General features: G+C 66.6%; 11 protein-coding genes. 7 read left to right on the forward strand and 4 right to left on the reverse strand.

The genetic code is table 11. The features are described 5' to 3' along the window. Nucleotides 1-129: 129 nt before the first annotated feature. The 5 genes from BACI349Y_RS01005 to BACI349Y_RS01025 all read left to right on the forward strand — a co-directional run bounded on the left by BACI349Y_RS01005 (nucleotide 130) and on the right by BACI349Y_RS01025 (nucleotide 7,235). The gene (locus tag BACI349Y_RS01005) at nucleotides 130-1,113 is read left to right on the forward strand and encodes an ABC transporter permease (protein ID WP_159629656.1); all 984 of its coding nucleotides are present in this window, start codon (nucleotides 130-132) and stop codon (nucleotides 1,111-1,113) included. Between the two features lie 2 nt (nucleotides 1,114-1,115). After that, on the forward strand, nucleotides 1,116-2,105 hold the full coding sequence (locus tag BACI349Y_RS01010) for an ABC transporter permease (protein WP_159629658.1): 990 nt from the start codon (nucleotides 1,116-1,118) through the stop codon (nucleotides 2,103-2,105). After that, on the forward strand, nucleotides 2,102-4,300 hold the full coding sequence (locus BACI349Y_RS01015) for a dipeptide ABC transporter ATP-binding protein (protein WP_159629660.1): 2,199 nt from the start codon (nucleotides 2,102-2,104) through the stop codon (nucleotides 4,298-4,300). The genes BACI349Y_RS01010 and BACI349Y_RS01015 overlap by 4 nt, the downstream gene beginning before the upstream one ends. A 49-nt stretch (nucleotides 4,301-4,349) precedes the next feature. Next, nucleotides 4,350-6,065 (forward strand): ABC transporter family substrate-binding protein, encoded by a 1,716-nt coding sequence (locus BACI349Y_RS01020; protein ID WP_159629662.1) that lies wholly within the window; start codon nucleotides 4,350-4,352, stop codon nucleotides 6,063-6,065. Between the two features lie 108 nt (nucleotides 6,066-6,173). Next, complete coding sequence (locus BACI349Y_RS01025) at nucleotides 6,174-7,235, forward strand: Gfo/Idh/MocA family protein (protein ID WP_159629664.1); 1,062 nt, start codon at nucleotides 6,174-6,176, stop codon at nucleotides 7,233-7,235. Between the two features lie 79 nt (nucleotides 7,236-7,314). On the opposite strand, the gene ald is transcribed toward BACI349Y_RS01025, so the two are convergent. Beyond that, nucleotides 7,315-8,433: an alanine dehydrogenase gene (ald, locus tag BACI349Y_RS01030; RefSeq protein WP_159635003.1), complete on the reverse strand. Its 1,119-nt coding sequence runs from the start codon at nucleotides 8,431-8,433 to the stop codon at nucleotides 7,315-7,317. A 233-nt stretch (nucleotides 8,434-8,666) separates the two neighbouring features. Here ald and BACI349Y_RS01035 point away from each other — a divergent pair, with 233 nt between their 5' ends. Continuing rightward, nucleotides 8,667-9,887, forward strand: a complete 1,221-nt coding sequence (locus BACI349Y_RS01035; RefSeq protein ID WP_159629666.1) for a PucR family transcriptional regulator — start codon at nucleotides 8,667-8,669, stop codon at nucleotides 9,885-9,887. On the opposite strand, the gene BACI349Y_RS01040 is transcribed toward BACI349Y_RS01035, so the two are convergent. From BACI349Y_RS01040 to ptsP, 3 genes are read right to left on the reverse strand one after another with little or no spacing between them, the layout of a single operon-like run. After that, nucleotides 9,850-10,668 carry an alpha/beta fold hydrolase gene (locus tag BACI349Y_RS01040; RefSeq protein WP_159629668.1) on the reverse strand — a complete coding sequence of 273 codons (819 nt, stop codon included), beginning with the start codon at nucleotides 10,666-10,668 and terminating at the stop codon, nucleotides 9,850-9,852. The genes BACI349Y_RS01035 and BACI349Y_RS01040 overlap by 38 nt on opposite strands. Before the next feature lie 11 nt (nucleotides 10,669-10,679). After that, nucleotides 10,680-11,102 carry a helix-turn-helix domain-containing protein gene (locus BACI349Y_RS01045; protein ID WP_159629669.1) on the reverse strand — a complete coding sequence of 141 codons (423 nt, stop codon included), beginning with the start codon at nucleotides 11,100-11,102 and terminating at the stop codon, nucleotides 10,680-10,682. Between the two features lie 42 nt (nucleotides 11,103-11,144). Further along, nucleotides 11,145-12,830 (reverse strand): phosphoenolpyruvate--protein phosphotransferase, encoded by a 1,686-nt coding sequence (gene ptsP, locus BACI349Y_RS01050; protein WP_159629671.1) that lies wholly within the window; start codon nucleotides 12,828-12,830, stop codon nucleotides 11,145-11,147. Nucleotides 12,831-12,991: 161 nt separating this feature from the next. Here ptsP and BACI349Y_RS01055 point away from each other — a divergent pair, with 161 nt between their 5' ends. Beyond that, entirely contained in the window at nucleotides 12,992-13,720 is a 729-nt protein-coding gene (locus tag BACI349Y_RS01055; RefSeq protein ID WP_159629673.1) for a TetR/AcrR family transcriptional regulator, read from the forward strand. Nucleotides 13,721-13,739 lie beyond the last annotated feature (19 nt).

Below are 13,739 nucleotides of genomic sequence, written 5' to 3' on the forward strand. Positions count from 1 at the left end.
GACCCGCGACATAGTCCATCAGGACCTGCCCTAAGGGCTGCGGGAGGCCAGCTACCCGCTGGTGCAGGACCCGGTGAGGCGGCACAACCCGTGCTTGTCCGGGGAAGACGGAAGGATCCAGCAGCGCCCATGCTCAAGTACCTCGCCAAGCGCGGCATCACGTATGTGGTGATGATCTTCCTCACCACGTCCGCCGGCTACTTCCTGGCCGTCAGCTCGCTTAAGCCGGCGCTGCTCGAGCAGGAACGGATCCCCCGGCCCACCCCGGAGCAGGTGGCCAATTCCATGCGGCTGAAGGGCCTGGACCCGGACCTCAGCCCGTGGGAGCGCTACGTTGACTGGCTCACCGGAATCGTCACCCGCTGGGACTGGGGCCGCAGCCCCAACGGCGCCTTCATCAACGCCGAGTTCGGGGACCGGGTCTGGATTTCCACCCGGCTTTTCCTGGCATCGATCATCCTGACCCTGGTCATCGGCGTCGCGCTCGGCGTCTATTCGGCGGCACGCCAGTACAAGTTCCAGGACCGGGTCATCACGTCCTACAGCTACCTCGCGTACATCGTGCCGGCGCCCATCGCCTACTTCCTGGTGCAGCTGGGCGCCATCAACATCAACGAATCCGTGGGCGACCGGATCTTCTTCGTCACCGGCATCTCCACCCCCGGCATCGCGCCGGGCTGGGCCCAGTTCGTGGACATGCTGGCCCACTATGCAGTCCCCACGGTTGCCATCACCCTTGTGGGGTGGGGCGCGTACCAGATTGCCCAGCGGCAATACCTGCTGGACAACGTGAACGCCGACTTTGTCCGCACCGCACGCGCCAAGGGGCTGACCCGCAACCAGGCCATTGCCCGGCACGCACTGCGCGTCTCCTTCATTCCGGTGGCCCAGAGCATCGCCTTCACCATCCCGGCCATCTTCGCCGGCGGCTTCTTCGCGGAAAAGATCTTCGCCTGGCCGGGTGTGGGGTCCTGGAGCATCGACGCCATCTCGCTGCAGGACGTCAACGCGGCCACGGCCACCTTGGCATACGGCTCCGTGATCTTCGCCCTGGGCGCCATCCTCGCGGACTTCGCCACCACGCTTGTCGACCCGAGAGTGCGGGTGCAGTAGCCATGACCAACCTGAACGCCGTTGACCCGGCAGCAGTGGCGCAGGACGCGCACCTGGAAAGCGCCGACGTCGTCATTGGCAAAACCACCATCATCTTCCGCCGCTTCCTGCGCAACAAGACCGCAGTGGCCGGCTTGGCCATCTTCCTGGCCCTGACCGTTTTCTCGTTCATCGGCGGTTTCTTCACCCAATGGGACAAGGAAACCATCGACCCCTTCAACATCGGCATGCCCCCGTCGGCCGACCACTACCTCGGGACGTCGCAGGCAGGGATCGACCTGTACGCCATGACCGTGGAGGGCACCAGGATTTCCATCCTGATCGGCCTGGTGGTGGGACTGGTGTCGGTCCTGATTGCCGCGGTCTACGGCTGCACCATGGCCTACTTCGGCGGCAAGGTGGACAAGGTCATGCTGTTCATCCTCGAAGCGCTGATCATGATGCCGGCGCTCCTGGTGGTTGCTGTAGCCACCAGCGGCGGCGGTGCAGGCCTGAAACGCGACCTGCCCTCGTGGCTTCTGCTCATCATCGTCCTGCTGGTGTTCAGCTGGATGGGCACCGCCCGCCTGATCCGCTCCATGTCCATGTCGCTGATGCAGCGTGACTTCGTCAAGGCGGCCCAGTACATGGGTGTCCCGCCGCGCCGGATCGTTTGGCGGCACCTGGTGCCGAACATCGGCTCGCTGCTGATCCTGGACATCACCCGCGGCGTCACCGCAGCCATCCTGGCCGAGGTCGCCTTCTCCTTCATCGGCATCGGCATCAAGGTCCCGGACGTGAGCCTGGGCGTGCTGATCGGCCAGGCCACCTCCCAGGTGCAGACCTTCCCCTGGATGTTCTGGGTGCCGCTCACCGTAATGTTCCTGCTGACCGGCTCCCTGGCCATGATGAACGACGGCCTGCGCGACGCCTTTGACCCCAGCTCCGCTTCCAGCGGCAAGGCAAAGAAAGCCAAAACCCGGAAAATTACCGCGGAAAAGAAGGCGGCATGAGCAGCGAAACCACCACCGGAGCCACGGACCCATCACGTCCAGCCGTGGAGCGCCTGCACGTGGCAGGGCTCCACGCCCCCGGCGACGCCGTCCTGTCCGTCCGCGACCTGAACGTCCGCTTCAACACCGAGAACGGTGTCGTACACGCCGTCCGGGGCGTCGACTTCGACCTGATGCCGGGCAAGACGCTCGGGATCGTCGGCGAATCGGGGTCCGGCAAGTCCGTGACGTCCCTGGCCATCATGGGGCTGCTCCCGCCCACGGCCCAGGTCTCCGGGTCCGTCCGGCTCAAGGGCCGCGAGCTGCTGGGGCTCAGCGACAAGGACATGTGCAAGTACCGCGGCAACGACCTCGCCATGGTCTTCCAGGATCCGCTGTCATCCCTCACCCCGGTGTTCACCGTGGGCACCCAGATCATCGAAGCGCTCACTATCCACCACCCCACGATGAGCAGGACCGCCAAGGAAGCCCGCGCCGTCGAACTTCTGGCCATGGTGGGGATTCCCAGCCCCAAGGACAGGCTGAAGGCCTTCCCGCACGAATTTTCCGGCGGCATGCGCCAGCGCGTGATGATCGCCATCGCGATCGCCAACAACCCCCGCGTCCTGATCGCCGATGAGCCCACCACGGCCCTGGACGTCACCATCCAGGCCCAGGTCCTGGAGGTGCTCCACACGGCGCAGGAGGAGACGGGCGCGGCGGTGGTCATGATCACCCACGATCTTGGCGTGGTGGCCGGGATGGCGGACGACATCATGGTCATGTACGCAGGCAGGCCGGTGGAAACCGGTGCCGTGGATGACATCTACTACAACCCGCGGATGCCCTACACCATGGGCCTGCTGGGCGCCGTGCCCCGCGTGGATGTGGCCGAGAAATCCTCGCTCGTTCCCATCGAGGGCATGCCGCCCAACCTGCTGCACGCCCCCACCGGCTGCTCGTTCGCTCCCCGCTGCCCCCTGGCCTCGGAGGCGTGCCTGGACGGTGAGCCCGCCCTGGCACGCGTTGACGACGGCGCCCGGCACCGCGCGGCGTGCATCAAGTCCGGCTCACTCGGCGGAACCGTGGATGTGCACGACGTATTCGCTGCACCGCCCGTGCCGGTGTCCCGCTTCGATGCCATTCCCAGGGAGGAGCGGTCCACCGTCCTACAGCTCACGGACGTGCGGAAACACTTCCCTCTGACCAGGGGCGCCCTGATCAAGCGGAGGATCGGCACGGTTAAGGCCGTGGACGGCCTGAGCTTCGATATCCGCGAAGGCGAATGTTTCTCCATCGTGGGCGAATCGGGTTCGGGGAAGACCACCACGCTCCTGGAAATCATGGAGTTCCACCCGGACCAGGACGGCGAGGTGGTGATTGGCGGCCTGAGCAACAAGCAGGCGGCCGATGCCCGGACCAAAGCCAAAATGCGGCGCGAACTCCAGATGGTGTTCCAGGACCCCACGGGCGCACTGGATCCGCGGTTCACGGTGTACGAAGTCCTTGCCGAGCCCCTGCAGAACGCGGGCATGGACCGGGCCGCGATCAGGAAGCGGATCATGGAGCTGATGAAGCTCGTGGGCCTGCAGCCGGACCACGTCAACCGCTTCCCCAACCAGTTCTCGGGCGGCCAGCGCCAGCGGATCGGGATAGCCCGCGCACTGGCCGTGAACCCCAAACTGGTGGTCCTGGACGAGCCCGTCTCGGCCCTCGACGTTTCCGTCCAGGCCGGCGTCATTAACCTGCTGGACCACCTGCGCGCCGAACTGGGCTTGAGCTACCTGCTCGTGGCGCACGATCTCTCGGTGGTCCGCCACATCTCCAACCGGGTGGCCGTCATGTACCTGGGAAAGATCGTGGAGATCGGCGCCGTGGAACGGGTGTTCGACAACCCCCGCCACCCCTACACCCGCGCCCTCCTCTCCGCGATCCCCGTGCCGGATCCCCAGCTGGAACGCACCCGCGAACGCATCATCCTCCAGGGCGACCTGCCCTCGCCGCTGCAGGCACCGAAGGGCTGCAATTTTGCCACCCGCTGTCCCGTCTTCGCCGCACTCCCGCCGGCCAAGCAGGAGAAGTGCCTCACCCTTGAACCGCCCCTGGAAACGGCGTCCTCCGCGACGGACCAGCAGTTCGCCTGCTTCTTCCCGGACGGGGAGCTGGACGAGGACATGCTGGTGGTCCACAAACCGGTAGACCACCATGCGCCCTAGGATTTTTCGACCCCAAAGCACCACCACTCGCACCAATGAAGGGAAAACCATGAGGAAACTGAACAGGATCGGCGGAGCTGCAGCCGTTGCTGCGGCCCTGGCGCTGACGGCCTGCGGCGGTGGCGGTGCCAGCGGCCCCGAAACAGCCAAAGGACAGGAATCCGGAAGCGACCTGTCCAAGCTGATCAGCATCAACGAGAAGCCGGCGTCCGACCTTCAGCAGGGCGGCAAGGTCACCCTTCCGCTGGGCAACATCGGCCCGGACTTCAACGGGTTCTCCAACAACGGCAACAGCGCGGACAACTCCGCCCTGCAGATCCCCATGAACCCGGTCGCGATGAACAGCGGCGGCATCGGCGGCTGCTGGAAGGTTGACTTCAAGGGCAAGGTCACGCCCAACACGGACTTCTGCGAGTCGGTGGACAGCGTGGTCAAGGACGGCAAGCAGACCATCACCATCAAGGTGAACCCCAAGGCCACCTACAACGACGGCACGCCCATTGACGTCAAGGCCTTCAAGAACACCTGGAACATCCTCAAGAGCCCGGATGCCGGCTACGACATCGTCAGCTCGGGCGCCTATGAGTTCGTTGACTCCGTCGAGGCGGGCAGCAGCGACAAGGAAGTCATCGTCAAGACCAGCCGCCCGGTCTTCCCCGTGGATTCGCTCTTCTTCGGACTCATCCACCCGGCCGTCAACACCCCGGAGATCTTCAACGAGGGCTTCAACGGCAACATGCACCCGGAGTGGATGGCCGGCCCCTTCAAGCTGGACCAGTACGACACCGCCGCCAAGACGGTCACGATGGTTCCGAACGACAAGTGGTGGGGCCAGAAGCCGGTCCTGGCCAACGTGACCTTCCGCCAGCTGGAAACCAGCGCACAGATCGCCGCCTTCAAGAACGGTGAGATCGATGCCATGTCCGCCAACACCATCTCGCTCTACAAGCAGCTGGACGGCACCAAGGATGCGGACATCCGCCGCGGCCAGCGCCTCTTCGCCGGCGGCCTGAACCTGAATGCCCAGCGCATCACCGACGTCAACGTCCGCAAGGCCATCTTCGCTGCCGTGGACCGCGAAGCCCTCCGCAAGGTCCGCTTCAACGGCCTGAACTGGGAGGAGCCCAGCAGCGGTTCCATGATGCTCCTGCCGTTCTCGGAGTACTACCAGGACAACTACCCGGTCAAGGAAACCGGTGCCGATGCCGCCAAGAAGGTCCTCACCGACGCCGGCTACACGGCCAACGCCAACGGCATCATGGAGAAGGACGGCAAGCCCGCTGCCTTCAAGATCAGCAACTTCGGCGACGACCCCACCACCCTGGCCGTGGCACAGACCCTGCAGAAGCAGCTCCAGGCCGGCGGCATGGATGTGGGCATTGACCAGCGCGCCTCCGCCGACTTCGGCAAGGTGCTGGGCAGCCGCGAGTTCGACCTGAGCATCTCCGGCTACACCGTGGGCCCGGATGCCACCGACGCCGTCAAGCAGTACTACGACTCCAAGGTCAACGAGAACAAGCTGGGCGACGCCGAGCTGGACAAGAAGATCGCCGACCTCGCCTCTATCGAGGACAACGCAGCCCGCAACAAGGCAGCCATGGACGTGGAGAAGGAGCACATGGCCAAGTACTACTCCATGGGCGTAGTCTTCAACGGCCCGCAGATCTCCTTCGTCCGCACCGGACTGGCCAACTACGGTCCGTCCCTCTTCCAGAGCACCTCGCAGGTCCCGGACTGGACCACCATCGGCTGGGTCAAGAAGTAACCCCCCCCGCAGCCCGATCGACAAGCCGGCACCCCTGGTCTTCCAGGGGTGCCGGCTTCTTTTAACCAGGCGTTTTAACCACGCGGGACCGGGGGTAGCGTTGCTTCCATGACCGGAACTGAAGGCGCCCCCCGCACCATCCGCACCGCCGTCGTCGGCTACGGGCTTGCCGGCAGCGTCTTCCACGCGCCGCTGCTGGCAGCCAACACCAGCTACTCGCTGGACGTCGTTGCAACGTCCGACGCCGGGCGGCAGGCAAGTGCCTCGTCCCGGCTTCCCGGGGTGGAGGTGGTGCGCGACGGCGCCGACGTCGTCAGGCGGGCAGCGGACCTTGACCTTGTGGTCCTGGCGACGCCGCCCATGACCCATTTCCCCCTGGCAAAGGCCGCGTTGGAGGCGGGGCTGGACGTGGTGGTGGACAAGCCGTTCGCGGTCACCAGCGCGCAGGGCGAGGAACTCATTGCGTTGGCGGGGCATCTGGGCCGGGTGCTCACCGTGTTCCACAACCGCCGGTGGGACGGGGATTTCCTGACCCTCCAAAAGCTGCTGGCGGCCCAGGCCCTGGGCCGGGTGACCCGGTTCGAGTCGCGGTTCGAGCGGTGGTCCCCGGCCATCGCCAAAGCCTGGAAAGCGCGGGCCACCGCTGCCGACGGCGGAGGCGTCCTGTTCGACCTGGGCAGCCACCTGATCGACCAGGCACTGCATCTGTTCGGCCCGGCCACCGTCCTCCACGCGGAACTGCAGGCGCGGCGGTCCGATGAACGGGCTGACGACGACGTCTTCCTGGTCCTGCAACACCAGTCGGGAGTGATCAGCCACCTGGCGATGAACGTGCTGTGCGCCCAGCAGGGGCCGCGCTTCCGGGTGCTGGGTTCGATCGGCGGCTTCACCAAGAACGGCGTGGACCCGCAGGAGCCCTACGTCGTGGCGGGTGGCAGCCCGCTGGACGGGGACTACGGCGTGGAGGCGCCTGAGTGGGCCGGGCTCCTGGGCCGCGACGGACACCTGGACCGTCTGCCCACCGAACGTGGGAACTACCCGGAGTTCTACCGGCTGCTGGCAGCCAGGATCCTCGACGGCGGAGCACAGTCATCCCTGCCCCTCCCCGTAAACCCGGAGGATGCCGTCGAGGTCCTAAGAATTATTGAGAGGGCAAGGGAACTGGGTTAAATGACTCATCGATTGCTCCGTAGTTGTCGTTCCGGGGGTCCAAAACGACAAGTACGGAGCAATCGATGAAGGGGGGGCCTTAAGCGGAGACGAGCTCGTGCCAGTCAGCCACGAGGGGCAGGTTGTGGGCCTCGGACACGGAGTGGTGTGCCACGTGGCCCGCGGCGATGTTGAGGCCCGCAGCCAGGGCGGGGTCGCGGTCGAAGGCGGCCTTGACGCCCAGGTTTGCCAGGGATACCGCGTAGCGCAGGGTGACGTTGGTCAGCGCGTACGTGGAGGTGTTGGGTACGGCGCCAGGCATGTTGGCCACGCAGTAGAAGATGGTGTTGTGCACCTTGTACGTGGGTTCCTGGTGCGTGGTGGGGTGGGTGTCCTCGAAGCAGCCGCCCTGGTCCACGGCGATGTCCACCAGGACGGAGCCGGGCTTCATCCGGGCCACGAGGTCGTTCGTGACCAGCTTGGGCGCCTTGGCGCCGGGGATGAGGACGGAACCGATCACCAGGTCGGCGTCAACGACTGACTTTTCGATCTCGTACGTGTTGGAGGCAACGGTCTTCAACCGGCCCTGGTACTGGGCGTCCAGTTCGCGCAGGCGGTTGATGTTGATGTCCAGGATGGTGACGTCGGCGCCCAGGCCCAGGGCCATGGCTGCGGCGTTGGTGCCGGCAACACCGGCGCCCAGGACAACCACCTTGGCGGGGCGGACGCCGGGCACGCCGCCCATCAGGACGCCCTTGCCGCCGGCGGGGGCCATCAGGGAGGTGGCGCCGACCTGGACGGAGAGGCGGCCGGCAACTTCGGACATCGGTGCCAGCAGGGGGAGGGACCGGCCCTCCTGGACGGTTTCGTACGCGATGGCGGTGACGCCGGAGTTGATGAGCTCCGTGGTGAGCTCCGGCTCGGCGGCCAGGTGCAGGTAGGTGAAGAGGATCAGGCCCTTGCGGAAGCGGTGGTACTCGGACTTGATGGGTTCCTTGACCTTCATCACCATGTCGGCGCGGGCCCAGACGTCATCGGCCTCGTTGACGATCTCGGCGCCGGCGATCGAGTATTCCTCGTCGGTGATGCCCGAACCCAGGCCGGCCCCGCGCTCCACCAGCACGGTGTGCCCGTGGGTGAGGAACTCGTGGACGCCTGCCGCGGTGATGGCCACGCGGAATTCGTTGTTCTTGATTTCTTTGGGGACGCCGATGATCATCGTCTGCTCCAGTTTTTGGGGCCGGTAGGCCGAAAAGGCGGAAGGATTTTCGTGTTTCAACGATAAATCCCGCTGTGAGCCAGGCGACATGAACTGCATCGGACGCTGCACGACCAACCGCGCCATTCCGCGGATTTTGTATCCCTCATCTCGACACCTGTCGAGTCCTGAAGCGTCAGGTGTCGCCTCATGTCCGTTCGTCCGCGGGGCCACCTGGGCAGTACTGTTGGCCCATGCAGCAGCAGGGTGTGGAACAGCTCGTCGAACAGGTGGCGCAGAAGCTGGGCCGTGGCCTGTCCCTTGAGGACCTGGACGGACTGCTGCTCGCCTACAGCTCCAACCAGTCCCATGCCGACCGCGTGAGGGTGAACTTCCTGTTGAGCAAGAAGGTTCCGGCGGACGTGAGCGCATGGCAGCTCTCCCATGGCATTGCCACTGCCGTGCGGCCCGTGGTGGTTCCGGCCAACCCGGACCTGGGCATGCTGGGCCGGGTGTGCGTCCCGCTCATGGTGCGCGGCTTCCGGGTGGGTTACCTCTGGGTGCAGCAGGACTCGGCGGAGGAAAGCCCGACGGCGATCCTCACCCAACTGCCCGGCGTCAACCACGAGCTGGAGCTGCTGTCCGGGCTCCTGCTCGACTCGAACACGGCCGAATCCGAATTCCGGCGGGGCCGTGAACGGGAATTCCTGGCCGCCTGTGCCGGAGAACCCAATGCCGTGGCCGCCGTGGCCGGGTGGAAGGAAGTCCAGGGCAGGGGTCCATGGCAGATGGTCACGGTGCTGGACGCGGACGGCTGGGCCAGCGGCCCGGACCCCATCGCGTCCACCCTGATCCACCGGTCCACCGCACTCCAGGCCACGGTGGGGGTGGACGCCGCCCTCTTCAGCGCCGGCACGGAGACGCATTCGGTGGTGCTGTTCCGCGAATCGACCGGCCGGGCCAACCATGCACAGGTCCTGGTGCACTACCAGCTGGAGCTGGCCAAGCGCTCCGGCCGCCCGGTGCACCGGATCATCCTGGGGATCAGTGAAGGCTTCGCCAAGACCCGCCAGCTCTCCGAGGCATACCGGCAGTCACGGATGGCGGCCCAGGCCGCCGCGGTGGATCCCCAGCTGGGCGAGCTGGTGGACTGCAGGGCCACCGGCGTGTACCAGTTACTCGCGTCCGCCGGGGGAGGGGTGGGGGCGTGGGCTGATTCCGGGTCGGTGTACTTCCGGATGCTCGAGGACCACGACCGCAACGGCGAGCTGATTCCGGTCCTGGAGCTGCTCTATGACAATGACGGCTCAGTCCAGGATGTGGCCACCAAGCTCCACCTGCACCGCAGCAGCATCTACAACAGGCTGGGGCGGATCCGGCAGCTGCTGGGAGTGGACCCGCTCAAGGGGATGCCCCGGCTGGAACTGCACGCCGCCCTCAAGATGCGGCGGTGGGCGGCGCGGCCCAGGATTTGATGGCCTCCGCCACCTGCCGCGGACGCAGGTGCTGGACCACATGTCCGGCGCGCTGGATCTCCGCGAAGCTTCCCTCCGGAACCACCTGCGAGAGCCGGAGCGACCAGTCGGCGCCCGCCACCTGGTCGTGGTTGCCGCGCAGCACCAGGACGGGCACATTGATGCCGGCCAGCCGCCGCTCCGTGGGGTAGGCCATCATGACGGGGAGTTCGGTGAAGTACCAGCGCGGTCCGCAGCGGAAGTAGTCCGAGAAGACGAGCCAGTTGGAGGACGCGTTTTCGCGGAGGAGGGCGTCCAGGAAAAGCGCCAGCCCCTGCCGCCACACGCTCCGGTACCGGGAGTCCACCACCGGCCCCATGAGCACCAGCCGGTGAGCCTGCGCCGGGGCGTAGAGGGCGGCCTCGATGGCGAACTGAACGCCCATGGAATGTCCCACCAGGATGTAGGAGCCACTGCCGCTTGCCTTCAGGGCCTGGGCGATGAAGGCGCCGTAGTCTGCAACGGACAGCTGCCGCTCCGGCCTGGGTGTCCCGGCGAAGCCCGGCAGGTCCAGGACATAGGTAGGGGCAACGGTGGCGAGTTCGCCGTGGAGGCGCCGAAGGTAGCGGTGGGAGACGCCGATGCCGTGGATGAGGACATAGGCGGGTCCCGCCGGTGCTCCGGCAGCGTCCGGCCCGGGAGGGGGCGTCCCGTCAGCCCAGAAGATGCGGCCCCGTAAACCGTTTGCTTCCACGTCGGCGGAGCGAAGTGAAACGTCTTTCCGCCGCCGCGGCCACGCCATGCGGGACCGCACTACCCGGCCGTGCCGGCGTGCTCGCCGGCGTCCTTTTCGTGCTTGCGCTTTTGCTCCGCAAGCTTCTGCTTCCCGAGCCACGTCATGATGTCGGCCGTCCGGATCCGGCGGTGCGATCCGCGGTACTCCACCGGGATCTCGCCGCGGTCCGTCATGTTGCGCAGGTAGGTGTGCGAAATCCCTGCCAGTTCGGCCGCCTGGGAGGTGGTCAGCATCTCCTCCACGCTGCTCACGGTCACCGTTTCGCCGCGGCCCAGCCTGGCGAGGAGATCCACGACGGCGTCCCTGGCCTGTCCGGGCAGCCGGTGGACCGTTCCGTCCACGAACACGGTGATGTCATTGCTGTCCTCGAGGGCGCGCGTCAGGCTGCGGGCCTCGCCGGCGGGCAGGCCGGCCGTGACGCGGGGGGCTATCAGTGCCATGGACGTAGCCTATCCCGGGTGTGGCCGGCATGCCCGCGGGCGTCAGAGCCCCAGTTCCTCCAGGACCGGCAGCTTTTCCCGCACCCAGGCGCGGGCTTCGGTGGCGCTCGGCGCGGACAGGGCCAGCTTGGCCAGTTCCTGGGCCTCGGACAGGGTCACGGTCTTCAGGACCGCGGCCACCGCGGCAAGGGACCGCGCCGTCATGGACAGGGTGCTGACGCCAAGGCCGGTAAGGACGACGGCGAGGGCAGGATCGGCGGCAGCTTCACCACAGACGCCCACGGGCTTGTCGTGGCCCTCCGCGCGGGACCCCTCGACGGTCAGTCCCACGAGGCGCAGGACCGCGGGCTGCCAGGGGGTGTTCAGATTGGCGAGCGGGCCGAGCTGGCGGTCGGCAGCCATGGCGTACTGCGTGAGGTCGTTGGTGCCCAGGCTGGCGAAGCTGACTTCGCGGAGGATGGCCTCGGCGGTCAGGGCCGCGGAGGGGACCTCCACCATGACGCCGGGGGTCTTGATGCCGGCGTCTGCGCACATGGAGGCGAAGCGCGAGGCTTCCTCCGCGGTGGAGATCATGGGGGCCATGACCCAGACGTCGGCCTGGGACTGCTGCTGGGCCAGGGCGATGGCTTCGAGCTGCCGGTCCAGGACGCCGGGGGTGGTGAAGTCCGTGCGGTAGCCGCGGACGCCGAGGGCAGGGTTGGGCTCCGTGGAATCGGTCAGGAAGGGCAGGGGCTTGTCCGCGCCCGCATCCAGCGTACGCAGCACCACCTTCTTGCCGGGGAAGGCATCGAAAACGCTCTTGTAGGCAGCCGCCTGCTCTTCAACGGAAGGTTCGGTGTCCCGCTCCAGGAAGCAGAACTCGGTGCGGAAGAGGCCTACGCCCTGGGCTCCGAGCTTGGCGGCAGCTTCGGCGTCCTTGCCGCCACCCACGTTGGCGAGCAGCGGCACCTGGTGGCCATCCGCCGTCGTACCCGTGCCGGTGAACTCAGCCAGCAGCGACGCCGTGGCTGCCCAGGCTTCCGCCGTGGCACGGAGGGTCTCGTCAGGTTCGGCGGTGATGCTGCCGGCCGCGCCGTCCACGTAGACCTCGGTGCCGTCGGGGAGCTCGTCGACGCCCACGGCGGCAACCACGGCGGGCAGGCCGAGGGAGCGGGCGATGATCGCCGTGTGGGACTGGGGGCCGCCGCCGGCGGTGACCAGCGCCAGGACCTTGTTCGGGTCAAGGGTTGCCGTGTCCGCGGGGGCAAGGTCCTCTGCCACCAGCACGAACGGGGTGTTGGAGGCGGGGATGCCGGGTGCGGGGACGCCCCGCAGCGCGGCGACAATCCGGGCACGGACGTCCAGGACGTCGGTGGCCCGTTCGGCCATGTAGCCGCCCAGGTTGTGCAGCATCTCCGACACGGAGGAGCCGGATTCCCAGATGGCGCGTTCGGCAGAAACACCCCGGGCCACCAGCTTGGCCGCCCCCTTGATCAGCATGGTGTCCTTGGCCATCAGTGCAGTGGCTTCCAGGACAGCCTTGCCGTCACCGATGGCGTGCGCGGCGCGCTCCTTCAGTTCGTCGTGCACCGCCTGGGAAGCTGCCTTCAGCGCTGCGGTGGCTTCCTCGGCAGTGGTGTCCGGAGCCAGCTGTTCACCGGCGGGAGGCTCACTGATGGGTTTGGGCATCTGCCGGATGGTGCCGATGACGCGGCCTGGGCTGACGCCTACTCCTGGGAAGTTCTGCACTGAAGGTCCTCATTCTCTGCCGGTAGACAGGCCCGCCAAGTTCTCCGGCGCCGTGCCGGGTCCGCCGGAGGACTGCTACGTCCAGGGGCGGGAAACGTGCCTGAAAAAATTGTATGTGATTCAGTTCATATAGCAACGCTATAGGTGCTAGGGTAGCGGTTATGAGTTTGGATGGCCAGCTTCCCCCCAAAATGCGGCTGCTCCGTGCTGCCGCGGAACTGCTGGCAAATTCGGCCGGAGCTCCGGTCTCCACCCGCCAGATCACCCAGCTGGCAGGGGTTTCGGCTCCCACCCTGTACCACCACTTCGGTGACAAGGAAGGTCTGTTCGACGCCGTCGTCGCCGCAGGGTTTGAGGAATATGTCGCGGGCGAAAGGGATTTCGCCCCTTCCGGACAGCCACTTGAGGACATCCGGAGAATGTGGGACAACCACGTCCAGTTCGGCCTGAACCAGCCCGAGCTGTACCTGGTCATGTTCGGCAACATCCGTCCGGAAAGCCGTCCTGCCATCGTGGCGGATGCCGAGGCGCTGATGGAAGAGATGCTGAACAAAGCAGCGGCGGCGGGCCAGCTGAACGTCCAGCCCAGGGAAGCGGCCAGGTCCATCCTGGCGGCCAACGTGGGAGTGACGCTGATGCTGATTGCGGAACCCGCCACCGAACGCAACCTCGAACTGTCCACCATGACCCGGGACGCCATGATTTTCGCGGTGTCCGCCGAGCCCGCCAGCGGCCCGGCCCCGGGCGGCACCGGGAAGTCCTCGGTGGTGGTGGCAGCGATCGCCCTGAACGCCGCACTTCAGGCTTCGCACTCTGACCAGCTTTCCAGCTCGGAACTCAAGCTTTTCCTCGAATGGCTGCACCGGATCTCCACCAGCCCGGCCGGATAGCCCCACAACCCCGCATTAC

The sequence above is a fragment of the Arthrobacter sp. 8AJ genome, from assembly GCF_902506025.1.
Taxonomy (GTDB): domain Bacteria; phylum Actinomycetota; class Actinomycetes; order Actinomycetales; family Micrococcaceae; genus Arthrobacter.